Origin of the sequence: Streptomyces sp. NPDC048258 (assembly GCF_043201995.1) — a bacterium.
Classification (GTDB): Bacteria; Actinomycetota; Actinomycetes; order Streptomycetales; family Streptomycetaceae; genus Streptomyces.
Genome location: NZ_JBICZH010000023.1, coordinates 59765 through 83618 on the forward strand (window position 1 = coordinate 59765; position 23854 = coordinate 83618).

22 protein-coding genes and 1 pseudogene are annotated in these 23854 nt (G+C 69.7%); 11 read left to right on the forward strand and 12 right to left on the reverse strand.

Annotated elements, in window-relative coordinates; translation table 11 throughout:
• Positions 1-11 precede the first annotated feature (11 nt).
• From ACGFYQ_RS35270 to ACGFYQ_RS35285, 4 genes are all read right to left on the reverse strand, one after another.
• Positions 12-503, reverse strand: coding sequence for a YrhB domain-containing protein (locus ACGFYQ_RS35270; RefSeq protein WP_393750287.1), 492 nt, complete (start codon positions 501-503; stop codon positions 12-14).
• A gap of 200 nt (positions 504-703) precedes the next feature.
• Positions 704-1138, reverse strand: coding sequence for a hypothetical protein (locus tag ACGFYQ_RS35275; protein WP_393750288.1), 435 nt, complete (start codon positions 1136-1138; stop codon positions 704-706).
• 353 nt (positions 1139-1491) lie between these two features.
• The gene (locus ACGFYQ_RS35280) at positions 1492-2484 is read right to left on the reverse strand and encodes a helix-turn-helix domain-containing protein (protein ID WP_393750289.1); all 993 of its coding nucleotides are present in this window, start codon (positions 2482-2484) and stop codon (positions 1492-1494) included.
• A 137-nt stretch (positions 2485-2621) separates the two neighbouring features.
• Entirely contained in the window at positions 2622-6359 is a 3738-nt protein-coding gene (locus ACGFYQ_RS35285; protein ID WP_393750290.1) for a S8 family serine peptidase, read from the reverse strand.
• 655 nt (positions 6360-7014) lie between these two features.
• On the opposite strand from ACGFYQ_RS35285, the gene ACGFYQ_RS35290 reads away from it, so the two are divergent.
• From ACGFYQ_RS35290 to ACGFYQ_RS35300, 3 genes are all read left to right on the forward strand, one after another.
• Positions 7015-7746, forward strand: coding sequence for an SDR family oxidoreductase (locus tag ACGFYQ_RS35290; RefSeq protein WP_393750291.1), 732 nt, complete (start codon positions 7015-7017; stop codon positions 7744-7746).
• Positions 7747-7855: 109 nt separating this feature from the next.
• Positions 7856-8347: a cupin domain-containing protein gene (locus ACGFYQ_RS35295; protein WP_393750292.1), complete on the forward strand. Its 492-nt coding sequence runs from the start codon at positions 7856-7858 to the stop codon at positions 8345-8347.
• A 279-nt stretch (positions 8348-8626) separates the two neighbouring features.
• Entirely contained in the window at positions 8627-9667 is a 1041-nt protein-coding gene (locus tag ACGFYQ_RS35300) for a vWA domain-containing protein (RefSeq protein WP_393750293.1), read from the forward strand.
• A gap of 82 nt (positions 9668-9749) precedes the next feature.
• Here ACGFYQ_RS35300 and ACGFYQ_RS35305 read toward each other — a convergent pair whose 3' ends face one another.
• Both ACGFYQ_RS35305 and ACGFYQ_RS35310 read right to left on the reverse strand, forming a co-directional pair.
• Positions 9750-10043: a hypothetical protein gene (locus ACGFYQ_RS35305; RefSeq protein ID WP_393750294.1), complete on the reverse strand. Its 294-nt coding sequence runs from the start codon at positions 10041-10043 to the stop codon at positions 9750-9752.
• Positions 10044-10277: 234 nt separating this feature from the next.
• Positions 10278-11255 carry an NAD(P)H-dependent flavin oxidoreductase gene (locus ACGFYQ_RS35310; RefSeq protein WP_393750295.1) on the reverse strand — a complete coding sequence of 326 codons (978 nt, stop codon included), beginning with the start codon at positions 11253-11255 and terminating at the stop codon, positions 10278-10280.
• Positions 11256-11941: 686 nt separating this feature from the next.
• Here ACGFYQ_RS35310 and ACGFYQ_RS35315 point away from each other — a divergent pair.
• Both ACGFYQ_RS35315 and ACGFYQ_RS35320 read left to right on the forward strand, forming a co-directional pair.
• Positions 11942-12289 carry a hypothetical protein gene (locus ACGFYQ_RS35315; protein WP_393750296.1) on the forward strand — a complete coding sequence of 116 codons (348 nt, stop codon included), beginning with the start codon at positions 11942-11944 and terminating at the stop codon, positions 12287-12289.
• Positions 12290-12849: 560 nt separating this feature from the next.
• Complete coding sequence (locus ACGFYQ_RS35320) at positions 12850-13056, forward strand: hypothetical protein (RefSeq protein WP_393750297.1); 207 nt, start codon at positions 12850-12852, stop codon at positions 13054-13056.
• Between the two features lie 328 nt (positions 13057-13384).
• Here the strand turns inward: ACGFYQ_RS35320 and ACGFYQ_RS35325 are convergent, their stop codons facing one another.
• The 5 genes from ACGFYQ_RS35325 to ACGFYQ_RS35345 all read right to left on the reverse strand — a co-directional run bounded on the left by ACGFYQ_RS35325 (position 13385) and on the right by ACGFYQ_RS35345 (position 18779).
• A complete protein-coding gene (locus ACGFYQ_RS35325; RefSeq protein WP_393750298.1) occupies positions 13385-14143 on the reverse strand; it encodes a MerR family transcriptional regulator in 759 nt (252 codons plus the stop codon).
• Between the two features lie 225 nt (positions 14144-14368).
• Complete coding sequence (locus ACGFYQ_RS35330; RefSeq protein ID WP_393750299.1) at positions 14369-14806, reverse strand: DUF4259 domain-containing protein; 438 nt, start codon at positions 14804-14806, stop codon at positions 14369-14371.
• 89 nt (positions 14807-14895) lie between these two features.
• The gene (locus ACGFYQ_RS35335) at positions 14896-15363 is read right to left on the reverse strand and encodes a hypothetical protein (protein ID WP_393750300.1); all 468 of its coding nucleotides are present in this window, start codon (positions 15361-15363) and stop codon (positions 14896-14898) included.
• Positions 15364-15593: 230 nt separating this feature from the next.
• Complete coding sequence (locus tag ACGFYQ_RS35340) at positions 15594-17138, reverse strand: alpha/beta fold hydrolase (protein ID WP_393750342.1); 1545 nt, start codon at positions 17136-17138, stop codon at positions 15594-15596.
• Between the two features lie 78 nt (positions 17139-17216).
• Positions 17217-18779, reverse strand: a complete 1563-nt coding sequence (locus ACGFYQ_RS35345) for an alpha/beta hydrolase (protein WP_393750301.1) — start codon at positions 18777-18779, stop codon at positions 17217-17219.
• A gap of 127 nt (positions 18780-18906) precedes the next feature.
• Here ACGFYQ_RS35345 and ACGFYQ_RS35350 point away from each other — a divergent pair, with 127 nt between their 5' ends.
• From ACGFYQ_RS35350 to ACGFYQ_RS35365, 4 genes and pseudogenes are all read left to right on the forward strand, one after another.
• On the forward strand, positions 18907-19245 hold the full coding sequence (locus ACGFYQ_RS35350) for a hypothetical protein (protein WP_393750302.1): 339 nt from the start codon (positions 18907-18909) through the stop codon (positions 19243-19245).
• 154 nt (positions 19246-19399) lie between these two features.
• A complete protein-coding gene (locus ACGFYQ_RS35355) occupies positions 19400-19639 on the forward strand; it encodes a hypothetical protein (protein ID WP_393750303.1) in 240 nt (79 codons plus the stop codon).
• A gap of 60 nt (positions 19640-19699) precedes the next feature.
• A complete protein-coding gene (locus ACGFYQ_RS35360; RefSeq protein WP_393750304.1) occupies positions 19700-20560 on the forward strand; it encodes a hypothetical protein in 861 nt (286 codons plus the stop codon).
• Positions 20561-20609: 49 nt separating this feature from the next.
• Positions 20610-20831: pseudogene (locus ACGFYQ_RS35365) on the forward strand (hypothetical protein); the annotation flags it as partial.
• A 201-nt stretch (positions 20832-21032) separates the two neighbouring features.
• Here ACGFYQ_RS35365 and ACGFYQ_RS35370 read toward each other — a convergent pair.
• Positions 21033-21398, reverse strand: a complete 366-nt coding sequence (locus tag ACGFYQ_RS35370) for a hypothetical protein (RefSeq protein ID WP_393750305.1) — start codon at positions 21396-21398, stop codon at positions 21033-21035.
• A 654-nt stretch (positions 21399-22052) separates the two neighbouring features.
• On the opposite strand from ACGFYQ_RS35370, the gene ACGFYQ_RS35375 reads away from it, so the two are divergent.
• Both ACGFYQ_RS35375 and ACGFYQ_RS35380 read left to right on the forward strand, forming a co-directional pair.
• Positions 22053-23174 (forward strand): nucleotide disphospho-sugar-binding domain-containing protein, encoded by a 1122-nt coding sequence (locus ACGFYQ_RS35375; RefSeq protein WP_393750306.1) that lies wholly within the window; start codon positions 22053-22055, stop codon positions 23172-23174.
• Between the two features lie 93 nt (positions 23175-23267).
• Positions 23268-23714 (forward strand): hypothetical protein, encoded by a 447-nt coding sequence (locus tag ACGFYQ_RS35380; RefSeq protein ID WP_393750307.1) that lies wholly within the window; start codon positions 23268-23270, stop codon positions 23712-23714.
• The last annotated feature ends 140 nt before the right edge of the window (positions 23715-23854 follow it).

Here is a 23854-nt window from a genome sequence, read left to right on the forward strand (position 1 = left end):
ACCGTCGTGAGTCAGATTCGCCAGTCGAGCTCTCCCTGACGGATTGTCTTCACGGCGAGCACCGGGTCCATGGGTTCGATGAGTTGTTCAACGGCGACAGCCACGAGGTGGGCTGGGGCATCGGCGTGCAGCAACGCGCTCACGTACTCGAGGGCCTGTGATGGAGAGAGCATCGGCAGTCTCTGGCGCAGGATGCGCGCCGCACGGATGCGTCCGAGTACGGCGGTGGCTTCGCGTATCTCATCGTGTAGATCGTCCACAGAAGTGCGGATGGCCAGCCCACGGATGCGAACACGGTAGTCAGGCTCCCAGTGGCCGCCTTTCTCGGAGACAATCCCGATTTGGTACAGCCCTCCGTCGATGCGGTCGACCAGGTAAGGGCCGTGGCCGATCAACATGGCAGAGGGGTTCCGGGTGCGCGCGTATTCCTCGGACTGCCAGTAGACCTTCCAGACCAGCTCGTGTTCCTCTACGTGCAGCACTGTTGTGCGCACCGGGTCCACGCCCAGAGCCGCCCACTGGTAACGGGTGTCATCGATCGTCTTGGTACTGCTGGAGCACTGGTAGTGCCGCGACGATGCAGCGGGGCCGCGGAGTCGCCGCCCGGCATGCAGACGCCGGAGAGGCTGTGGGCCTCTCCGGCGTCTGCTGGGTGGGGCGGGCTCGCCGGGATCTGCTCCCGGGGCTGTGGGGCTGTCGGCCCTCACTTGCCGAGCTTCGCCTTCAGGGCGTCCTTGAGCTGGTTCTTGATCACCTGCTTTTCGACCTTGCTCACCGTGCCGCCCGTGCCCGTGCCGTCACCGCCCACAGACGTGGCGTCGCCGGTGTTGACGGCGTCGGCGCTGGCGTTGCCGCCGGTGGCCGCACCCGTGGTGACATCGCACCCGCCCTCACACTGACCGACACCCGAGTTGGCGTTTCCACCAGTGGCGGTACCACCGACCGTCGTGTTCTCGGCGTTGGCGTCACCACCCGTACCGATACCGTCGGCGCTGTCACTGGGAACAAGGGTGACGGCGTGCTGCGGGACGGCGGCCGGCGCGGCCATCGCGGTCGCCGGCAGCGCGATACCGCCACCCACCAGCGCCAGGGAAGCTCCGGCCAGAACAACACGACGAGTCGAGAACAGCTTGTGCATGAGAATTCTCCATTCGATGTAAAGAAAAGGGATTGAATACCGTCCCGCAGAACAGGCCGGGAATAGTTTTCCGACCTCATTTCCTCCCGGGCTTCCCCGGTGGGCACACTTCAAATAAACCCTGCGAGGGCACGTGCGTCACGCCACTCGAATACGTGGCTGGACATCCAGAACCGATCTTGGTAAAAGCTGCCACGCCGTGCCTGCACAAGCCGTCCGAACCCCGCGCCGTCCGGCCGCGACCTTCGGCTGCACACAAGCGCTCCGCGCTCCGGCAGTCCCGGCTTGTCCGACGCCGTGCGGATGCCTGCCGACGCAGGAGGTTGCCCGGGACCGGACACGGCGTAGGACCTTCAGTGCGGCTCTACCCAGCCGTGTCGGATGGCGTAACCGCCGAGCTGCATCCGGGTCCGAACTCCGGCTATGTCCATGAGGTGGCGCAGGCGTCGGTGCAGCGTGCGCGGTGACAGACCGAGCTGTGTCGCGGCCGTCGGGTCGGTCAGGCCTGCCAGAAGCAGCGCGAGGATCCTCCGGTCGAGCTCGGTCGGGCCTTCCGCACCGAGCTCGACGGTGGTTTCGGCTTCTCCGCCGGGGCCCGACAGCTCGAGCGGATGGGCAGTGCGCCATACCGTCTCGAACAGCGCGTCCAACGCATCCAACAGGCCGCTGCGGTGCAGCAGCACGGCGCCGGGCTCTCCGTCCGGTGTGACCGCGAGCGGGACGAGGCCCAGGTCGGCGTCGGCCAGCACGAGTTTCATCGGCAGCTGGTCGGCGACACGCAGTTCCACGCCGTTGCGCAGCGAATCGATCGCATCGTCGATGATGCCCGGCTCTGCCAGCACGGCCCGGTCCAGCACCGCCCGGAAGTGCACGCCGCGGCCGATGGCCATGGGTTCGGCCGTGTTCTCGTCGGGCGGCAAGGCGACGAACGGTGCCGTGATGAAGCTGCGGACCTGCGTACGGGCAGCCTGCTGCACCTGTAGGAAGCGATGGCGGATGGCGTCGACGCCCGTGACCACCTCGATCAGATCGCTGATGCTGCTCCCGGTCATCGCCGCCCGGTGTTCCTCGGCGAAGGTCACCAGTGCCTGCTCGGCCATGCGCAGCCCGTCCCGGCGCTGGCTGATGAGAGAGCCGAGCGCCATGGCCGGCGGCGCGGCGGTGAACCGCTCGTCCGCCGACCTGGTCACCAGTCCCCACCCGACCAGGCGGGACAAGGTGCTTTCGACATGGGGTTGCGAGAGGACGAGTAGATCCGACAGCAGCGTCGCGGTGGAATTCGGCCGTCCGAGCAGCGCCCGGTAGACGCGCTCGTCATCGGGTTCGAGGCCCAGAACATCCAGCATCGGCGACCGACTCTCTTCCTCTTGCCGCAGCGGGGAGAGTATGTGCCATGGCGGCAGGCCCTGAATAGTCCCTGCTGGGAGCAGGTGTGACGGGAAGGGCCCCGAGGAGTTGCCTCCCCGGGGCCCGACTGTGTGGTTCATCGCAGGCCGTACGCCCGGATGATCTCGTTCTTGACGCTGAAGCCGCTGTCCGTCTCGGCGCTCGCGCGGACCGAGATGAAGCCGCCGGGCTTCTTGGCCGTCCTGAAGGAACCCGTCCAGGAGCCGTCGGCGCCCTTGGTCACGGTCACCTTCTGCCAGGTGGCGCCGTCGTCGTACGAGACGTCCAGCTTCACCGTGGTGACGGTGCCCGGCACGGTGCCGAGGTCCATCGACACCGGCTTGAGCGCGATCTGCTGGGTCGCATTGGCCTTGACGTCCCCGTGCAGGTCCGACTCCAGCTTGTAGTTCAGGTTCAGCACCGAGAACGGCTCGAAGAAGTCCGAGTCGACGGTGTCGGACATGAACGTCCACTCGGTGTGGGTGCGCGTCGACAGTCGGAAGAGGTCACCGGGCCGCTCCGCGTCGAGGACGGCGCGGTAGGGCAGGTTGCCCGCCGGCACCTCCTTCCACTGCATGTCCGTGCTGTACGGGTTGTCGTGGATCAGCCGGTCGCCCTGGAAGACCTGCAGGTGGGTCGGCGTCTCACCCCACGACAGGAAGCCGCCCAGCCGCATGTTGTCGCTGGCGGAGGCCCATGCCTGCACGTTCCAGGTCATGTGGTTCTGCCAGCGGGAGTTGTACACGCCGAAGGACTCGCTCTGGGCGGGCCGGGTCGCCGGAGCGAACCAGTCCAGACGGGTGGTGCTGCCCTTGGCATACGTGTTGTCGCCCGACACCATCACCCACGGCAGGTCTCCGTCGACGCCCTGCGCGTGGAACTCCCTCCAGACCTGTCCCGGGGTCACCCATTCGGTGCGGGTGCCCGGGTGCCACTCGAGCTCGGGGAAGTTGAACGACGGGCTGAGGGTGAAGTCGGAACGGTAGCCTTCCGCCAACCGGCCGTCCGTGGCCGAGTAGTAGCGGGCATCGATCCGGGCGAGGTCACCCTGGGTCGGCTTGTAGACCAGGGCCCGGTCCGGCACCTGGCCGGGGTAGTCCCGGGTCAGGTCGTAGACGAACGGCGTGTACTGGGTCTGCTGTGCAGTCAGCTTGAGGTTGCCGGCCTTGGCCATCGCAATGAGGGTCTTGCCCGCGTCGCGGTGCACGGTGGCAACCGGGATGGTCGACTCGCCGACGTACTCCATCAGGGCACCGACACCGTCGTTGACCACGATCAGCGCCTTCGCACCGGCAGCGACCGCGGCCTCGGTGCGCTCCTGCGGCAAGACCTTGTCGCTGCGCTCGACGACGACGACCTTGCCCTTGGCGCCGGCCTTCTCGTACGCGGCCGCCGAGCCGTTGCCCCCGTAGACGGTGTCCAGCGTGTCCGTGGCGGTGCCCAGGGCGCTGCCCGCCTGCACCAATGCCTCGAACTTGAGCCGGCCGCCCAACGTGCTCAAGCTGAGCTGCGGCTCGCCCTTGCGCCAGCGGGTGGTCAACATGAACTCGCCCTGCTTCATCGGCTCCGTCGGCGCGACGTAGACGTCGTCGTACGTCGGCGGCAGCACGTACGCGCTGCGGTAGTCCGTGAAGGGGTCGAAGCCCTTGTAGTGGACGTTGAAGTCGACCTTGCGCTGGCGGTCCTCGGTGCGCTGCGGCGCCTCGGTCTGCAGCAAGCGTGCCTTGCGCGCGTCCAGCACCACGTCCGCGGAGCCGTCCTTGAGCAGGGTCTCCGGGTCGACCAGCACGGCCAGACCCGAGCGGTCCGCCTTCTCGCCGGCCACGTCGAGGTACGCCGCGACGGTGTACAGGCCGGGTGCCATGCGCATGGTGGTCGATCCGTCGACGTAGAGATTCCACGGCCAGAAGTCGCCGGCCAGGTTGACCGTGACCCAGCCGGCGGCGGGCTTGCCATTCCGGTCGACCAGCTTGATGTTCAGGTCGTAGCGCTCTTCCTCCTTGAGCAGCGCCACGGAGGTGCGGGTCACCGGCTTTCCGGTGGTCGCATCGGTGCCTATCACGTATCCGACGCGCCGGCCGGCCGGGGCGGCTTGCGGGTCACTGGTCACCGGGACGGCGGCAGTGCCGCCCGCCGGGACGGTCACCGTGCCGGCTCCCAGCGCGAACGCGCCGCCGCCGTTGGTCAGCGCCAGGTTCAGCCTGACGTCGGAGGAACCGGAGTTGGTGAAGGTCACGTCCTTGGTGACGGCGACGTCGCTCGGCTCGTGCGGCCATGTGTAGTTGCCGAAGAAGAGCGATCCGGTGCCGCGGACCGTGGTGCGCACGGCAGCGGCCACGTCGAGACGGCCGGTGCCGACCTCGTACGGCGAGTACCGCTCGTCCAGACCCTTCGCGGTGCTCATCAGGTGTTCCTTGAGCCGCGCGCCGGTCCAGTCCGGGTGCTGCTGGGCCAGGATCGCCGCCGCGCCGACCACATGCGGGGTGGCCATCGAGGTGCCGCTGAGGGTGCGGTAAAGGCCCTCACCACCGCCGGTCATGTCCTGCGAGCGGGCCGCGGTGATGTCCACCCCGGGCGCCGCGATGTCCGGCTTCATGCCGCCGGAGTGGGCCAGCGGGCCGGTGCTGGAGAAGGACGCGAGCTGGTCCTGCTTGTCCGTGGCGGCCACGGTCAGCGCCGAGGCGGCAGCGCCCGGAGAGGAGATGCTCTCCGGACCCGCGTTGCCGGCGGCGATGACGAACAGCGTGCCGTACTGCGCGGACAGCGCGTCGACCGTCTGCGACATCGGGTCGCTGCCGTCCGTCGGGTAGGAGTCGCCGAGGCTCATGTTGACGACGTCCGCACCGGACTCGGCGGCCCACTGCATGCCGGCCATGACCCAGGAGTCCTGGCCGTAGCCCTCCGCGCCGCCGAGCACCTTGCCGACGACCAGGTCGGCGCCGGGGGCGACGCCCTTGTTGGCACCGCCGGAGGCGGCGCCCGAGCCGAGGATCGTCCCAGCCACATGTGTGCCGTGCCCGTTGACGTCGGTGACGGCCTCACCCGGTACGAAGCTGGCCGTGCCGTCGATCAGGCCGGCGAAGTCGGGGTGGTTGACGTCGATGCCGGTGTCGAGCACCGCGACCTTGACGCCCTTGCCGGTGTACCCGGCCGCCCAGGCCTCGGGCGCGCCGATCAGCGGCACGCTCTCCTTCAGGTTGGCCTTCACACGACCGTCGAGCCACAGCTTCGACACACCCGCGCCCAACGTCGCGCTGCCCTGCGGCGCGACGGTGGTCCAGAAGGTGCGGGCCTGCCGCTTCTCGGTGCTGAGCGCGGCGCCGCCGATGCCCTTGAGGCTGCGGGTCAGCTTGCTGCCCCGGGGTGCCGTCGGCTCGACGGCCGAGCGAGACTTCGGCTGGGCAGCGTACGTCGCAATCAGCGGCACGGCTGCCGACTTCGCGTCGTCGTAGCCCATTTCGATCAGGTCGGTGACGTTGAACAGCCGCCGGTCCAGCTTGTCCGTGCCCAGCAGCGGCGCCGCCTCGTCCGGTATGACGAACAGGTCGCCCTTGATCTCCTGGATCTTGACGCCGCCGACGGCGCTGTCCGGCCGGTCGACGTCGGCGACCTGCTTGCCGTCGGCCATCGTGGTGACGGTGACGACGTCGCCGGTGACCAGGGTGACCTTGTGGGTCGCCGAGGGTTTGGCAGGAACGGTGGGCTTGCTCGGAGCGGCTTGAGCGGGCGCTTGCATCACTGCGAGTCCCGACGCCAGCAGCGGCACCACGGTGGCGGCCGAGATCAGCTGCCAGCGCCTGCGCCGAAAGGCGGAAGCCTGAGAGGGGGAGAACATGCCATGGGTCTATCGGCCCAGGAACGCCGACGTGAAGACCTGATGACGGCAAGTCCTCGCCATGGCAAGGACTTGCCAGCCGTGAACCGCGCGAATCCGCGCAAGGTCCACGTTCCGCACGTAGGCATTCAGCCAGGGTTTGCAGCGCGCAGCCCTTGTCGACCGCTCGCCGCCCGGTGACGGCCTTGACTCCACCAGGCCCCGTCCGGAGCGTGATCGATCCTGCCGGCTCTGGGTCGGTGTGGCCTCCGGGCCGGTGGAACGTCTGCGTAGCCTGACCTGAACTCGACGATGGCGAGGGAGAGTTGATTCAGCCGTGGCCGCCGAGCGCGTAACCCCTCTCCCTGCGCGGTGATGAAGAGGCGGATGGTTCAGCTGCCTGCCCGCTCAGGCCCGACTCCGCCCGCCATCGCGACGCGCTCCGCGCCCCCACCCGGGGCGCGGTCCCGGGCTGTGTCAGCCCCCGGGGTGCGAACTCCTGACCCTGAGCAGCGAGACGGCCTCCGACCTCGTCCCGCGGTCCAGGGGGCCGATCCGCTACCGCGGCATCCAGGTCTGGACCTTGGGACGGGCCGAACGCCAGGTCGGATTCCCGCCAGCGCCGACGATCACCGTCTCGTTTGATTGAACCAGCAACCAATGACGAGGAGAGCGCATGAACGGCAAGGCGGTTCTGGTGACAGGTGGCAGCCGGGGCATCGGCGCGGCGATCGCACTGGCCATGGCCGAGGCGGGAGCCGACGTGGCCATCACCTACACGGCCAACGAGGCGGCGGCCAAGGAAGTGGTCCGCAGGATCGAGGCGCTCGGCCGCCGGGGCGTCGCCGTCAGGGCGGACGCGGGCGACGTCGGTGACGCGGCGGGTGCCGTGGACTGGGCGGTGCAGACACTCGGCCGGCTCGACGTGCTGGTCAACAACGCAGGCGTGGGCGTCCTGGGCCCGCTCAACGGGCTGACGCTGGCCGACGTCGACCGCGTGCTCGCGGTCAACGTACGAGGTGCCTTCCTCGCCTCGCAGGCAGCAGCCGCTCACATGGGCCGGGGAGGCCGGATCATCACCATCGGCACCTGCATGACGCAGCGGGTACCGGGCCCTGGCGGAACGCTCTACGCGATGAGCAAGTCGGCGCTGACCGGGCTCACCAAGGCCCTCGCCCGGGAGCTCGGCGGACGGGGCATCACCGCCAACATCGTCCATCCCGGGCCGGTCGACACCGACATGAACCCGGCCGACGGACCCTACGCGGACCCCCAGGCCGCGATGACGGCCCTCGGCCGGTTCGGCCGTCCTGAGGAGATCGCGGCCACGGTCGCCTTCCTCTCCGGAGACGGGGCCGCCTACATCACCGGCTCCGAGTTCTCCGTCGACGGCGGCCACGCCGCCTGACGGAACCGGACAGTGCCCTGCCCCTCGTCGCCTCGCTTTCGGCGACGAGGGGCAGGGCTTCGAGCACAGAAGGGCACCTCCTCCCGGAGGCCGCCATCAAGGAGACTTGATGGAGACCGGCAACGAGACCGCGCTGATCGTGCGGCCCGAGGAAGCCGAGTACGCAGCGCTGCCGCACGGCGGAGGCTTCCGGCTGCCGGCCGACGCCGGCGACACCGGCGGCGCGCTGGGCGCCAACCGCCTTGCCCTCGGCATGGGCGCCGACGGCGCACGGCCGCACTACCACGCACTGTCGACCGAACCCTTCTACGTACTGGACGGGACGGTGGAGTTCCTTGTCGGCGACGAGAGGGCGGCCGTGGGGCGGGGTGGCATGGTCGTCGTGCCGCCGAAGGTGGCGCATGCCTTCGGTGCCGCTGCCGGCTGCACCGCCGAGCTCCTGGCGGTCCTGACGCCGGGTGTCGACCGCTTCGGATACTTCCGGACGCTGGGCCGTATCCAGCACGGCCTGGACTCCTTCGACAGCCTGTTGCCCGAACAGGTCCGCTACGACGTGCACTTCGTCGATGCGACAGTCTGGCGTTCCGCCCGGACCGCGTAGCGGTGCGGTGGTGCCGGGGTCGGCCCTGGGGGTGCTGGGTTCAGGCGGCTTCGGCGAGGGTGGAGGGCTGAGCTTCTGCTTCTGGGTGATGCGGCTGGTCATGAGGGTGATCGCAGCGCAGGGGTCACGAAGTCTCAGATCGGGGGGCTTCAAGCTGGCGGGGTACAGCACCCGCGCGCAGTTCCCGCAGGTCGGGGAAGTCCGGCCTGGAGTCCAAGATCGATTGTCAGTGGTGGGTGAGAAGATCGGAGCATCGAGTCGGAAAACGGGGGAGCCCTCATGTCCGGAAACCAGAACTACATCAATCACGTTGCTCTCGTATTGGACGCCAGTTCGTCCATGTCGCACCTGAGCCGTAAGGTCGTCGAAGTCGCCGACCAACAGATTGCATATCTGGCCCGCCGATCGCAGGAACTGGACCAGGAAACCCGCGTCACGGTGTACGTCTTCGCAGACAAGGTGGAGTGCGTCATCTACGACAAGGACGTGCTGCGAATGCCGTCCCTGAAGCAGCTGTACCGGGCTGGTGGAATGACGGCTCTGCTGGCGGCCACGCTGAAGTCACAGCGGGAGCTGGCGCAGACAGCTCAACTGTACGGCGACCACAGCTTTCTCACGTTCGTACTGACCGACGGGCAGGAGAACGCGAGTCACCGCTGCCCGGATGCCCCTAGCAGGGACCCTCGTGAACTGGTGCGGGCCGTGGCCACGATGATCGAGACGCAGGAGGACAACTGGACGCTGGCCGTCCTTGTGCCGGACCAGATGGGCAAGCGCGAGGCCATGCAGTGCGGCTTCCCGAAGGACAACATCGCCATCTGGGATGCCACGAGCACACAGGGTCTGGAGGAAGCCGGACAGGTCATCCTGAAGGCCACCGAGAACTTTATGGTGGGTCGCACCAAGGGCATCCGGGGATCGCGGGCGGTGTTCTCCACGGGTGCGGAGGCGGTCAACAAAGACACCATCGAGGCAGCCGGTCTCACCCCGGCCGATCCGTCGCAGTACCAGCTGATTCCCGTGGCTCGCGAAACGGCGATCCGGGACTGGGTCATCGAGTGCGGGCACAGTTACCGAACCGGTTGTGCGTTCTACCAGCTGAGTAAGTCAGAAAAGATTCAGGCGCAGAAGCAGATTGCGGTGCTGGAAAAGAAGACGGACCAGGTCTACACGGGACCGGCGGCCCGAGCCCTGCTCGGCCTGCCGAACACGGAAGCCCGCGTCAAGCCGGACCACAACGACGACTTCACGATCTTCGTGCAGAGCACCAGCGTGAACCGGAAACTGGTAGCGCACACGCGGCTGCTGCTGATGATCTGACGCCTTGGAAGCCCCACCAGTCCAACTGGCGGGGCTTCCGTCATGTGCGTCTGCACCGCGGGAACAGGAGCCTGACGACTGCTCAGTTCCACTGACCGCCGGCAGTAGACCAGCCGGACACGCAGTCCTCCCCCTCGGCGTCGTCCGCCAGGACCAGCCACGGGTCATCGAGGGGGAGCCTGCGCGCACCGCTCTCCGCGCCAAAGACCACCAGCGAGGCCGCCGGCAGAACGGTGGTCACACCGGTGTTGTCGTTGGCCAGCAGCCAGGCGGCCACCGCGCCCCCGTCGAACTCCAGGCTCATCGCGCTGCCACCCACCGGAGCCGGGAAGGCGTCGTATCGGCGGCGCCAGTTCACCACCGCGGCTCGGCCCACCCCCGTCGCCGTCTCCGCAAACAAAACCGGTCGTCGTCGACGGCCACCGGGGACAGGGCGGCGATCGGGGAGCGGCGGCCGGCCCCGATGAGCCCTGCCTCCACCAGCAGTGGAGGGCAGGGCTGTCGGGGACCGCCCGAGCCGTACCGCCTGCGCCCCCGCCACTGGACGAGGTCGGTGATCGCCGTTCAGGCGCTCCTTCGCACCGGCAGTAACCACGCGCGCGCTGCGGGCTCAGTCCACGAGGGTGCGGGACGTGGTGCGCAGGATCGCCGCGGCCTCGGAGACCAGACGGTGGACGAGTTCGGCTGCGGGGGCGATGTCGGTGATCAGCCCGGCGGACTGCCCTGTCAGCGGCAGAAGTTGGTGGGCCGTGCCGTTCTTCATCGCCGCCATGACCCGGGTCCGCAACGCGTCAGCCGAGTCAACGGCGGCCTCCGGCCGGTCGTTCCACTCGTCGACGAACTCCGTACGCAGGGAACGCGGGACGGTCTCGTAGCCGCCTTCCGTCGGGGCCGACAGGACGTGCCCGGCAAAGAGGACCTTGACCGCGTGCTGGCTGGCTGCGGTACGGATGGCCGCCTTCCACTCGTCCGGGACACCGCACTCGGCCGAGGCGAGGAACCGGGTGCCGATGCTCACGCCCTGCGCCCCGAGGACGAGCGCCGCGGCCAGGCCCCGGCCGTCGGCGATGCCGCCGGAAGGGAGCACCGGCAGCGGTCCGACCGCGTCGACGACCTGGGGCACCAGCGCCATCGTGGTGACCGGGCCGCTGAACCCGCCTGCCTCGGTGCCCTGCGCGACGATCACGTCGACTCCTGCCTCGGCCGCGCGCATGGCCTGCTCGACCGTGGTCACCTGCTGCATGAACAACGCTCCGGCGTCGTGGACGCGTGACACCAGGTCACCCGGGTCGCCGAGCGCGAGGGAGAACACGGGCGGGGCCGTGGCGACGACGGCGTCGAAGACCTCGGCGTCGAACGGCCGGCGGGTCATGTTGACCGCGAACGGCCTGTCGGTGAGCTCCCGCAAGCGCGCCACATCGTCGCGTACCTGCGCCGCAGTGCGCATCGTGGTGGGGACACTGCCGAGGGCGCCGGCGTTGCTGACCGCGGCGGTCAGCTCCATGCTCTGCTGCCAGGGCCCTCCCAGAGGCCCCTGCACGATCGGCACCTCGATGCCGAGTACGCCGCACACCGGTGTCCTGAGCACGGTGCCTCCGTTCACAGGCAGAAATGCGGACGAATGCACCGCAAGACAGGTGCCCACATCGTGGCTCGACCGTGGCGCCGTGTTCCTGTCGAAGTTCACCTGTCGTCGGCCGGAGACAGGGGCTGCCGTAGCCGCCCAGAACTCGCATCGATGGTCGGTCGGGCTGTCAGAGCGGGCTCGGCACCTCCGTCCAAGCGATCACCACGAGGATCAGGTGAAGCAGGCACAACAACCGCGCTGTCTTCCCACGCCATGTCACCCACGCCTGGCGCGGCAGCGAACAGCTACCACGTTCGTTCCGTCTTCCGTGGTCCCTCACGGAGGGTGCCCCATCGCTGCCCCTGTCGGCCGATCTCGTGGACCGTCTCGCCGTCGACCCCGACGACGGGGTGCGGCTCGCCGTCTCCCTTCGGCCCGAGCTGGCCGAAGCCCGACGCGCCCGCGATCGACTTCACGATGGCTCCGAACGCGGGGGGTGGGGGGGACGTGGACTGGGTGGCGGCTGGCATCGCCGATCAGGAGGTACTGCACCGGGCCGCGACCTCCGCCCTTCCTCTGCTGCGCCGCGCCGCGGCCCGCAGTCCGCATCTGCCACCCGATCTCCTGCAGCGTCTGGCCGGGGACGCGGACGTCTCGTGCGCACCCACCTGGCCGTATATCACCCCGACACCCCGGAGGAGGTCCTGATGAGCGTGTACGCACGGCTCGGCGGGACGTTCTCCGCCTGGATGGCGACCGGCCACCCCCGCTTCCCCCGCGAGGGGCTCGCCGCCCGCTTCGCGGACCATCCGGACGGGATCTACCGACAGCTGGCAGTCCGCGACCCCACCGCCGGCCCCGATCTGATCGAGCGGCTCAACCACGATCCGGACGTCTGGACGCGTCAGGCGGCGACGCGCGACCCGCGCCTGCCGCTCCCCCGGCTCCTCGAGACCCTCGCCCTGCCCGAGCCGGCCTCCAGCGCAGCTGCCAACCCGGCCCTTCCCCCGGCTGAGATGGCCGTGGTCATGGACGAGGCCGGGGTGCCCGCATGACGACGGGCGCCCGTCTCCCACCCCACCTCCCCGACAGCACTACTCTCCTCGGCGCAACGGCCGCAGCGCTTGGCACCCTCTACCGGCAGTCCGTCCGCTGATCGCGTGCCCAGCCTGATTCCCACTGCCCTACGGGACGATGGGGCCATTCTTCTTGTAGGCGAGTTGTCCATGAGACGGTCGCGGGGGTCGTCGAGTCGGTCGAGCAGACCGGCGAGGCGGTCGGAGGGTCGCGAGGCTGGGGTCAGAGGTCCGTCGTGCCCCTGCACTCTTGTCCAGGTGAAACGGGACGATTCTCCTCGACCACCCTGGCTACCCACGCGTGGTGCCCAGTGGCGAAGGCAGGGAATGTCACCGTCTGATGTCCTGCGGGCAGGTGCTGACCAGCCGGAGTCTGGGGGAGACGGATTCGTACAGGAAGTGGGCATTTCCGCAACCGGGATCGTTGCTTGCCACGGTCGATCGCTCGTCCATCCGACCCAGGCGGGGTTTTCCGCACCGCGGCAGGGGTGATTTCTGGGAAGTCCGACAACCCCCTTTCACTCTCTCAGGGAGCAGTCATGCGCATCCGCGCCGCAGTCACCACAGCCACCCTCGCCGCCACCATGATCCTCGGCGGCGCCGCCACCGCTCTGGCCCACGGTACGGACGACGACCACCCCAGCGGTTCGGCACACCACAGCGCCTGCGAACTGTCCGCCGCTGTCATCCATGGCAACCCGATCTTCCACGAAGGCTGTGCGGGCGGAGACATCATCTGGCACTGATCGCCCAGGACCGAGACTGTAGAGGGCGTGGCCCGGGGATGCTTCGGGTCACGCCTCGCGGTCAGCGGCCGAACAGGCGGAACAGGCAGCCGCCATCGGAGGCCCGCTGTCCTTCCGCAGCGCGCGACGGAAGGCCGCGCGGGTGTCCGTCAGCTCGTCCGCCGGCCAGCGGGGGCCGCCGCGGGGGCCTATCTGGAGGCGGTGAACAACGGCTTGCTGAGAGCCGGCGCGCGAGCGGGACCACCCGCCTCGCCGATGCTGCGGACCACGCGGTACGCGACCTCCCCCATCCCCCTCCCCCCTCGAGCGGCGGTGGCCCTGTCGTGGTTCAGCTCGGCCTGGACCTGGCGTAGGCCTCGATGGCGTCGCGCTGGTACGCGGCCAGGCCCGGGGTGATCGCCTCATACGCGGCGCGCCACACCTCGTTGTCCACACAGGAACGCCCGATCGCGCGGTACTCCTCGGCAGACACGGCGCGCAGCTCGGTCAGCGCCCTGTACTGGGCGCCGATCTCGGCCTGCACGGGCTCGGCGTCGGCCTGGTGGCCCGCGGCCATCAGCTCGGCCAGCCGGATCATCTGCGCCGTGCGCTCGCGGTGTCCGGCCTCGGCATCGGCCTGGCTCATCGTGGCGGCCCGGCGACCGACCTCCTCGGCGAGCTCGGGGAAGTCGCGCATGTTCTCTTCGTACTGGGAGGGCTGCACGCCCTCAAAAAGGTTCTCCGGTCGGTTGATGGTCATGGTTTGGCCGTCCTTCCTGGACTGTTCCAGTTCGACGATCGTGCGGGCGACAGTTCCGGCCAGGGCGTCGAGCCGGTCCCGCTCGGCGAGCAGCCGCCGATGATGGCCGCGCAGCGCTTCCACCTCGTCGACCTGCTCGGCCAGGATCCGGCCGATCTCCGGCAGCCCGACGTCCAGCGCCCGCAGGACGAGGATCTGCTGCAGCAGCAGAAGCTGGCGGTCCTCGTAGTAGCGGTGGCCGTTGGCGCCGATCCGGGCGGGCGGGAGGAGACCGATCTCGTCGTAGTGCCGCAGGGTCCGGGCGGTCACGCCCGACATCCGGGCCACCTCCGCGATCGACCGGTCCATCACCGCTCCCTCACGAGTGCGTCACCGGGCCGGTCTCTCCGGCCCTGGCAAGGACGGTAGAAGCTGCCGCAGCGACAACTTCAACCCCGGAACCCAGGCTCAACCGACTTCGAGCCTCCGGCCACACGCGCGACGCCCACGACCGGCCCGATCGGGTGCCAGATGCTGTCGAAACTCGGGTTCTGGCTCAGACAGGTTCTGTGGTCCGTGACTGTGGGGCACCGGTCAGATCTCGAAGAGGGCTTGCTCTCGTGGCGGGATCGGAGGGGCGAGGACGTCGCGGAGGCGGGTGATGTCTTGGCGCCATTTCGGGCCGTCCGCGGCTTCGCCCCACAGCTCGGCGAGTTCAGACAGGTCGGCGACCACGTGGTCCAGGGCGTCGACGGCGAGCGTTCGGAGGTCTGCGGAGAACTCCGGCAGCGGTTCCGATGGACCGTAGTTCGAACACGCCGGCTCGCCGTCAGGGTGCTGTGCCACAACCAGGGCTGCCGCGGCCACGGCTCGCTCGGCGTCGGGGGTGTCCAGGTGGTCCGCGGGGTCGGCGGCGCGTTCGAGTGCGCTGCGGATCATGGACTCGCGTTCTTCCACGGCTGCCTCGTCCAGATCGCCGGCGAAGTCGGCGGCGGTGTCGTTGTCGAAGGGGCCGATGTCCCAGGTGCCCATGTGATCTCCTCGCGTGGCCGTCCGGGGATCATCGCACTGGCCACCGACAGTGAGGTCACGAGGCGAGCAGCACCCGCTTGCGCAGGAGCTCAGTGGCGGCGCCAGTGCCATACCAGGCTCCCACCCTCCGGCACCGCCGCCCAGCGGTCGGCCGCCGCTTCCAAAGCGGTGATGGCGCGATCCAGCGCCGCCTCGTCCAGCGGGGAACGGCCCACTCCACGGCCCGTGACGGACAGCCCGGACCAGACCCGGAAGGCCCAGTTGACGGAGAGCTCCGCCGCCAGCACGGCTTCGCCCTTGCGGCGCAGGACCTTCAGCCCCGACCGCCGGTGCCGGGTGGGCTCGGTCGGTTCCATACCTTGGAAGGTCGCCCCGTCGGCGACGGCTCCCCAGAACCCGTCGTGGATGCCGAGCGCCTCCTCGACCGCGGCGTGCGCCAGGTCGTGCGGGATGCGGGGACCGTCCGGGTGGGCGAGCAACCGGACGTCGGGGCCCTTGCGTCCGGTGACCAGGATCTCGTGCTGATCGTCCGGCAGCTTCCGAAAGGTGATGTCCATGGGTGTGGACGGTAGGGTCCGGGCAGCCCGCCGCCAAGCGGATATCCGCGGACGTGCGCGGGTGGGGCCCCGTAACCCTCCGTTTCGCTGATACCCGGGCGCGGGCAGACGGGACTCATCGTCAGGATCCCGGAGGCGCGGGCGCGGGCGCGGAGGCGAGGACACGGTCCCCAGCACGACGGAACTGAACGCGGGTTGACTCCCCCGGACCCCGGGCCAACGACCCGGTCTCAGGGCCCGATCTCGAACTCTGGCGGCTTCAGGGTTTTCAGGCATCCGGTCTTCGGTGCGTCCGGGGTGTCGAAGAACGAGACGGTGATCTCCTGGGCGCACTTCGAGGTGGCGAACACCACGTGCGGCTCGTAGGGGACCGTGACGACCTTGGCCTTGCTCAGCGTACGGGCGACGTACGGCCCGTTGTCCGCCCCGGTCTGGGAGTCGAACCCGCCCGACAGGGCGAGGGTGGGGATGTCGCCGCGCGTGACGTCCCGGATCGAGCGCGCCGCCGCGGGGACGTTCCAGACGTCGCAGTCCGGACGGAGGAAGGTGAGCTGCGGAGCCTGGGCCTGCACCGAGCGGGGGAACGACGGGAACGCTTCCTGTCCGCCCCGGAGCGCCTCCTCCTGGCTCTCGTACGGCGTCCACTCGCTGCAGAAGATGCCGTAGACGAGACCGTGCGCGACCCTGCCCATGGCCTGGGGGCTGAGCTTGCCGCCCGCCCACTGCTGGGCGATCCGCTGCGGCTTGCCGTGCGCCAGCTCGTCGAGGGCGGCGGGTACCTGGGGTGCCACGTGGGTGGCGGAGGTCATCCAGTTCACCAGGGCTCCGCCGTCCAGTACGACCTTCACCGGCTTGTCGTCGCCGGGGAGCGTGACGGTGGTGGTGACCGGCTTGGCTTCGAGTTCGCGGACGAGCCGGTCGAAGGTGGCCGACAGGTTCGGATAGCGCTTGTTGCACGCCGGCTGGTCCGCGCAGGCCTTGAACAGGCCGTCGAAGCCCTGCCGGGCGCTGCTCCAGGTCGCCGCCGACCCTGCCTTGGACGGCGGCAGTATGCCGTCGATGCCCACCGAGCGCAGCCCCTCGGGGTGCAGGCGCATGTAGGCCAGCGCCAGGTGGGTGCCGTAGGAGATCCCGAACAGGTTCCACTGCTTGATGCCCAGCGCGGTGCGCAGGTCCTCGTAGTCGGCGGCGCTCTCGGTGTCGTTGTAGGCACTGAGGTCGATCCCGCGGCCCGCCAGTTGGTCGCGGCAGGCCTTCGTGGCCTCGACGTGCAGGCGTTCGGTGGACGGAGCGTCGTAGACGAGGCCGACCGCGCGTGCGTTGAACTCGTCGATGTTGGGGCAGAGGGCCGTCGGGTCGGCCGAGTACGTACCGCGCTGGGACATGAAGATCACGTCACGGTCGCGGTTCAGGCCGCCGTCGATCGCCATCTTCGCCTCCCCCACCGCGTCGTCTCCGGGTCCGCCCGCGAGCCACACGATGGGGTCGGGTTTCGGTGTGTCGGTCTCGGCGGGCACGATCGCGACACCGAGCTTGATCGTTCGACTGCTTGGTTCGGCGCGGTTCTCGGGCACGGTGAGCGTTCCGCAGCGGGCCCCTTCGAGCGCCTCGATCGGTTCCGGCGTCTTCGGACAGGGGCCCGGTTCGAAGCTGGCATCGCCCACCGTCCGGGCGACCGTGCCGATCGGCGCTCCGGGGCCGGCGCTGGTGTCGGTGCGGGGCTGCCCCTGAGCGGGCGCTGCGAGCAGGCCGGTGACGAGGAGACCGGTCGCCATGCCGGCCGACGAGGCCTGGAGTCGTCGTAGGGTGCGGCGACGACGGGGCGCGTGGTGGACTGCCATCTGCCCTCCCGGTTATTTCGGGATGATCGTGAACGGTTCGGGCTCGAGGTCGTCCACGCAAGCGGTGTCGGGCGCGGTCGGGCGAGCTAGGAACGAGGCCGGCACGCGTTGCGCGCTAGGCGACTGCGGGACCACCCAGTGGCCGATTCCGGGGATCTGCACGGCGGTCGAGCGGGACAGGTTACGGGCCACGTCCCGCGCCCAACTCGCCCCGGTCTTCACGTCGAACGTGCCGGAGATGACGAGCGCCGGCACCGAATTGACCGTGGCCACCCTCTGGACGGACGAGCGGTCCGGAACGTTCCGGATCCGGCACGCCGCGTACTGGAAGGGAAGCTGCGGCACCTGGGCCAGGACCGTGTCCGGCCACCCGGGGAAGGCCTTGCGCCCCGCCTTCAGCACGTCGGATTCCGAGTACCCCGGCGCCCACTCGCTGCACGCCACCGAGTTCGTCAGGCCGTGCACGGACGCGCCGACGTTCTGGACCGAGCCGGCCGCGCGGGCCTGGGCGAATCGCTCCGGGTTTCCCTGGCTGAGTTCGTCGAGCGCCGCCGGGACGTCCTTGGGCCGGGGGGTGAAGGCGACGATCAGGTTCAGCAGCGCGCCCCCGTCGAGGACGACCTTGACCGGCTTTCCTCCGCTCGGCGGCGGGACGTCCAGCGTCAGGGGCTGTGCCTCCAGCTTGCGCACCTGCTCCGTCAGCGTACGGGGGAGGTCCGGGTACCGGCTCTTACAGGCGGGCTGCGCCGCGCACGCCTCGAAGATGTTGTTGGTCCCCTCAGCGGCGCTGCTCCATGTCCACGGCAGGGTCGCGGTCTGGGGAGGTGTGATCGAGTCGATCGCCACCGCGCGGATGCCCTCTGGGTGCAGGCGCAGGTACGTGAGGGCCAGGTCGGAGCCGTAGGAGTACCCGTAGACGTTCCACCGGGGAAGGCCCAGCGCCTTGCGCAGGTCGGCGAAGTCGGCGGCGTTCTCCGTGGTGTTGTAGGCACTCAGGTCGATGCCGTCGGCCGTCAGGCGGTCCCGGCACTCCTTCACCGCCTTCAGCATGAGCCGCTCCGCCTGCTGTGCGTCATAGCCGAGGCCCACGGCCTGCGCGTTGAACCGGTCGACCTCCGGGCAGGCGAGGTTCGGCTGCTCGTAGAGGTTGCCGCGCTGGGCCATGATGATCAGTTCGCGGTCCTTGTTCAGGCCGGAGTCGACGAGGAACGGAATGTCGTCGAACGTGTCGCCACCGGGGCCGCCCGCCATGAACACCACGGGGTCCTGTGCGGGCTTCGCCGGGGTGACGGCCGGAATGACCGCCACGGCCGGCTTGATGGTCCGGCCGCCGGGGCGGGATCGGTTCTCGGGGACCTGGAGGAAGCCGCACCGTGCGTCGCTCAGCGCTTCGATGAGCTCGGGCGGCTTCGGACAGGGGCCGGGCACGAACCGGGACGGGGCTGCCGGGCTGGGCCCCGCGGACTGGGCGGACTGGGCGGGTGGTGACGCGGCGCTGCTGGGTGTGGGGCCGATTGCTGCCGGGCAGACCAGAGCGGCCGCGGCAGTCACCACGTGGATGCTGTGCTGTGGCATGTGATCTCGTTCCTGTGCCGACATCGGCGGCGGACCTGCCGGGCCAGGCCGCAGCGGTTTGGGCGGAACGCGCGTTTTCGACGCTACCGGGTGGCGCGTTCCCGCGCACGCGGAGCGGTCGAAATCCGTGGCCCGGGCCGTCCCCGGCCGTCCGGCATGGTGGGAGGCCCGGCGTCCCGACGGCGGACGCTCGCGGATCCAACTCACGCACGATCAGGCCCTCGTGATGTCGCACTGGCTCTACCAAGCGATGTACGAATCCAACACCCTGGATGACCTGCTGACAGACCCTGCGGTCTGGTCCCCGATTTACAGGATCTCCGGGACGCTCGACACGACGCTCACCGAGATCTTCATGCCGGATTACGGCGAGCGTCTGGAGGCGGCGTGTCACCGCCTGCTGGTCGACGAGCTCGGGACGCGGTTTCGGCGCCGGCAGATCGACGGAACCTGGGCGAAGTCTTGAGAACGTTGCAGGTCAAGAGGATCATCTTCAGCCGGGGGTACCGGCCCGGGACACCGGCGACGGCCAGGTGCAGGGCGGTGCGGGCGGTGTCGTACGGGGAGTCCACCAGCGGGCTGGGCAGGCCGGGGACCATCGCACCGGGCGGCGCGGTGGGGTGGACGAGGACCGCCGCCGCACGCGCGTCCAGCTCGGCCCAGAGCGGCTCGAACTCCGGGTCTCCGAGCCACCGGTCTTCCCGCCCATCGGCCCCGTTCTCGCTGCCCCGACCGGCCCCCGCGCGGCCGTCACCGACGCGGCCCTGAACGCCGTGACCGACGCGAACTACACCTGGTTGTGTTCCCCGGACCACGCCCCCGTCGAGGGGCCGCCGGCAGTGGCAGGCCCGCCCCGCTGACCGGCGATGATGGGTGCGGGCGCCGCGGTGGCGTCCGGTGGGTTCTCGGGGGGTGGGACAGTGATCGAGGTCGGGCGGGAGGGCGCGTTCAGCGTGAACGGTGTCGGTATGGAGTGCCGGCCGTTCCCGTTGAGCTTCAGCGTCCGCGAGGCCGAGGACGCGTGGCAGGTGGGCGCCGGCGCGGCCCAGGCGGGCGAGTTGGCCGACCTGCTCGTGGCCGTGGCGAACGAAGTGGTCGCGGTGGTGTCGCTGGAGACCAACTCCTTCCTGGACGAGGACTGGCGGTCGCTGCGGCCGTCGCTGATCGCGGCCGAGCTCGGCGTGCCGTGCACGGTCCACCCCCTCGGATCCTGGGCGTCCGGCACGTACGGACTCGCGGAGGAGATCCTTGTGATGGACCGCGACCGCCTCCCCCATCTCCTCGACGGCAGCTGGTCGCCGTACGAGCTGACGCTGATCGACGTGCCCGCCGGCGTGACCCCTGAGCAACTCGACGAGCTCGCCCTCGTCCTCGGCACGACCGGCGTCGACGAGCCGCTCCTGAGCCGCCTGGGAGGCTCCCGGGTCTGGTTCTCCGGCCACGACGACTGCTACGTGTTGCTGGAAACCCGAGATCCCGCCCTGCCGGCCGCGGTCCTGGCGCGGCTGCTGACCCTGCTGGCCGGCTCCGCCCTCGCCGAACTCACCGAGGGGCCCTCTTCGCCCGTTCCCGAGCCCGGGCCGTGGCTGCCTGAGCGGCTGGTCGCCACCGCACCCCACTGGATCGGGGCCCTGGGCACGGTCACCGAGGAGCAGGTGACGATCGGGCTGGCTGCCCTGCCGGACCCGTGGCGGCTGGGCGTTCCGTTCCCGCAGCGGGCCGACCTGACGGCGACGCTCGACGTACGCCACGGCACCTGGCGGATCGCCCCCGCAGGGTGACACGAGGGGCCGCCTACGGCGCGGTGGCGGGCTGCCAACGATGGATCTCGATGGATCTCGGTGGAGCGCGACCAAGTTCACGGTCACGGAAGTCGAACGCTTGATGGAAACCTGGGCAGGAAGCGACGAGGCTCTCGGCGGCCGCTACTTCTGGGTCTCGGACGGCCCGATCGTCAGGGATCCCGGCATCGACAGCATGACGCACGTGATCGCCGGACTGATCGAGACCGACGAGTTCTCCACGATCTTCCAGCGACTCGAAGACGACTGATCAAGCCTCGGCCGGCCGTGTGCGACGTGGCCTGTCGGGCCACGTCCCTGTCCCGCCCGACGGCCGTGGGTCGGACCACCGTCAGCCGCCCTCCGCCGATCCCGAACCGACGACAGCGGACTCCCGGCCCCAGCCACCGGCGGGCGCGGCACCGAGCGCCGTAGTCGGCAGCAGAGGTCGACTACGGCGCCCGGCGCGAGGTCAGGAAGTGCGCTTCAGTGTCCAGGTGTTGGGGTTGAAGCTGGGGACAGCGGAGTAGCGGCAGCCGCTCGAGTAGTAGGTGCTGGCGATGGTCCAGCCGGCGGGCGGCCACGTGGAGGCGCATGCGTTGACCTGGGTGCCGACCGGGTAGCCTCTGAGGTCCTTGATCTGCTTGGTGTTGGGCGTGAAGCCGGAGCCGCACCCACCGCTGTTCCACCACTGGACGTCCACCCAGCCGTCCGGGGTGAGCGTGCTGGAGCACATGGTGAGCGTGTCGCCGGGTGCCGCCGAGGCGGGGCTCGCGGTGATCGCGAGGGCGGTAACGGCCATGGTGGCCAGAGCGGCGGCGTAACGGGTGCGGATCACGAGACGTTCCTCTCGGCACGCTGGGATCGCCGCCGACCGTCGGCAGGCCGTGCCAGGCGCCGCGTCATTACTATCCGACCAGGTCGGGCTGCAGACAGTCACCTTTTGGGCATAACCCTGCGGCAATTTACAGCCGTTGCCGACGCTCGGCACGATTCCCACAGGCTCGGCGACCACGGCGCGAGCCCGGAACCCAGAACCACCCACAACCAGCCACAACATCGACAAGATCCACTGACGGACACTGTCGCCAACCACTGCGACTCACACGGCGCCCACCACTCGATGCACTCCCGGCCCTGGACCGAGCGGGTGCGGTCGGAAAGCGCCAGCAGCATGCGCGGACGCCGAACCTGGGCGACGGCAACGAGCCGGTCCTGGCGTTCCCCGTCGTCGCCGACCGCATCACCAAGGTCAACCTGCTCCCGACGCCGGCCGGGTCGGCGCCCTGCCCATCACGGACCTCTGACCACCGCCGGTCCGGCACCGCCGCCCCAGGAGCACATCGCGCCTCGCCCGGAAGGGTCCACCAGAACGTCCGATTATCGATCCTCCCGGGGGAACACAACGTGCCTTCCCGTCAGTTCACCGAAGGGAACCGGGGCGAGCCCGCACGCTCGTCCTCGAACGGCAGAACAACGGCTAGGAGAACCCGTGCGCATACTCTTCACCGGACCGGCCGCGGTCGGCCACCTCTTCCCGATGATCCCGACCGCGCAAGCCCTGCGCGCCGCCGGCCACGAGGTGCTGTTCGCGAGCTCGCAGCCGCTGAACCAGCTCCGCGAGGCCGGTTTTCCGATCGTCGAGATCGGCGACGGCCGCAGCATCCGGGACGTGTTAGAGCAGTCCACCGACGAGGAGGTGCGCTACGTCGTCCCCGACATGACCCCGGACGAGATCCTCGACATGGCGGCCCGCGGCTTCGCGCTCGTCTCCCGCCCCACCGTGGACGGTCTGCTGGAGGCCGCCGACAGCTGGCGCGCCGAGTTACTGGTCTACGACTCCTTCCAGGCCTCCGCCCCGCTGGTCGCGGCCAAGCTCAAGATCCCGTCGGTCATCCAGAATTTCGGCGTAACCTCCGGCCTCGACATGGTCGGCCGGCTCGCCGCCAACTTCACCGAAGCGTACGAGACGTACGGGGTGGCCGGCCCCGCCGAGCCCACCGCACTGAACATCGTCCCCGCCTCGCTCGGCGGCGACCCGGGCGGCCTGCGGATGCGCTACGTCCCCTACAACGGCGGCGGCACCGTCCCCGCCGAGCTGCTCCGCCGCGGCACCCGCCCGCGCGTCGCGGTCACCCTGGGCACCGTACTCACCGAGCTGGACGGCGTCCGCGCCATCGTCCGCCTGATCGAGGCCGCCGCCTCGGTGGACGCCGAGTTCCTGCTCGCCGTCGGCGACGCCGACCTCACACCGCTCGGCACCCTCCCGGACAACGTGCGCCCTCTGCCCTGGATCCCGCTCGCCGAGCTGCTGACCGCCTCCGACGCGCTGATCCACCACGGCGGCTCCGGCACCCTGCTCACCGCCCTGCAGGCCGGCCTGCCCCAGCTCCTACTCCCCCAGGGCGCCGACCACTTCACCAACGCCGACGCTCTCACCATGACCGGCGCCGCCCTGCGCTCCGCGTCCCACGACGTCGACGCCCCGCTCCTCACCCGCCTCACCATCGACCCGGCCCTGCGCGAGGCCGCCGCCCGCCTCCGGGCAGAGAACGCCGCCCTGCCGAGCCCGGCCGAAACGGTCCCCGCCCTGGAGGCCCTGGCCGCCTGCTAGGGGACGCCTTTCCGATCACCGGATCGTTGGTCTCGTCCCGCGCGTTGCACGTCTACCTCCGCAAGCGCTGTATCAAGGCCACCATGCCGGAGCGTGTCGACCAACTCGCGGGCCGAGCCCGGCGCCGAGAGCCGGCCTGCCGAATCGACAAGGCCGTCTACCTGCATGGTGGTGGGCCCGTTGGGCTACATCGCCCCCGAGCGGTTTTCCTCCGGAACGGTCGGGCCTGCGTCGGATCTGTGGTCGTTGGGCGCAACCCTCTACTACGCCGCGGAAGGACAGCGGGCATACCGCGCGGATGAGGACGTGGGTCCGCATATAGCCCGCCTGATAATGGGGGAAGGACCGCAGATCGAGAAGGCGGGATCGCTCGGGCCGGTCGTCTCAGGGCTGACGCACAAGGACCCGGCCCGTCGGTTGGACTGCGACCAGGCCCGGCAAGCGCTGACCGGGACAACCGTCGAGCCAGCGAGGATTCTGCCGCCTGTGCGCCGATGGGCCGGAACCTACGTCGTGACCTTCGGGCGCTGCCGGCAGTGAACCGGTGGGGCCGCGCCCGGAAGGTCCGTCTGCGTCGGAACCTGCGCAAGCAGTCACCGACTTGTTGGCATAGGGCAGGTGAGCAGGTGTCGGGCCGTTCGGCATCCATCGTTGCCAGGGCTGTGGGTGTCCGGCTACTC

What these genes read in the sequence shown, in the direction of transcription:
- ACGFYQ_RS35275 (WP_393750288.1), bottom strand. Translation starts at nt 1,138, where the DNA reads ATGCACAAGCTGTTCTCGACTCGTCGTGTTGTTCTGGCCGGAGCTTCC.
- ACGFYQ_RS35280 (WP_393750289.1), bottom strand. Translation starts at nt 2,484, where the DNA reads ATGCTGGATGTTCTGGGCCTCGAACCCGATGACGAGCGCGTCTACCGG.
- ACGFYQ_RS35285 (WP_393750290.1), bottom strand. Translation starts at nt 6,359, where the DNA reads ATGTTCTCCCCCTCTCAGGCTTCCGCCTTTCGGCGCAGGCGCTGGCAG.
- ACGFYQ_RS35290 (WP_393750291.1), top strand. Translation starts at nt 7,015, where the DNA reads ATGAACGGCAAGGCGGTTCTGGTGACAGGTGGCAGCCGGGGCATCGGC.
- ACGFYQ_RS35295 (WP_393750292.1), top strand. Translation starts at nt 7,856, where the DNA reads ATGGAGACCGGCAACGAGACCGCGCTGATCGTGCGGCCCGAGGAAGCC.
- ACGFYQ_RS35300 (WP_393750293.1), top strand. Translation starts at nt 8,627, where the DNA reads ATGTCCGGAAACCAGAACTACATCAATCACGTTGCTCTCGTATTGGAC.
- ACGFYQ_RS35315 (WP_393750296.1), top strand. Translation starts at nt 11,942, where the DNA reads ATGAGCGTGTACGCACGGCTCGGCGGGACGTTCTCCGCCTGGATGGCG.
- ACGFYQ_RS35320 (WP_393750297.1), top strand. Translation starts at nt 12,850, where the DNA reads ATGCGCATCCGCGCCGCAGTCACCACAGCCACCCTCGCCGCCACCATG.
- ACGFYQ_RS35325 (WP_393750298.1), bottom strand. Translation starts at nt 14,143, where the DNA reads ATGGACCGGTCGATCGCGGAGGTGGCCCGGATGTCGGGCGTGACCGCC.
- ACGFYQ_RS35330 (WP_393750299.1), bottom strand. Translation starts at nt 14,806, where the DNA reads ATGGGCACCTGGGACATCGGCCCCTTCGACAACGACACCGCCGCCGAC.
- ACGFYQ_RS35335 (WP_393750300.1), bottom strand. Translation starts at nt 15,363, where the DNA reads ATGGACATCACCTTTCGGAAGCTGCCGGACGATCAGCACGAGATCCTG.
- ACGFYQ_RS35340 (WP_393750342.1), bottom strand. Translation starts at nt 17,138, where the DNA reads ATGGCGACCGGTCTCCTCGTCACCGGCCTGCTCGCAGCGCCCGCTCAG.
- ACGFYQ_RS35345 (WP_393750301.1), bottom strand. Translation starts at nt 18,779, where the DNA reads ATGCCACAGCACAGCATCCACGTGGTGACTGCCGCGGCCGCTCTGGTC.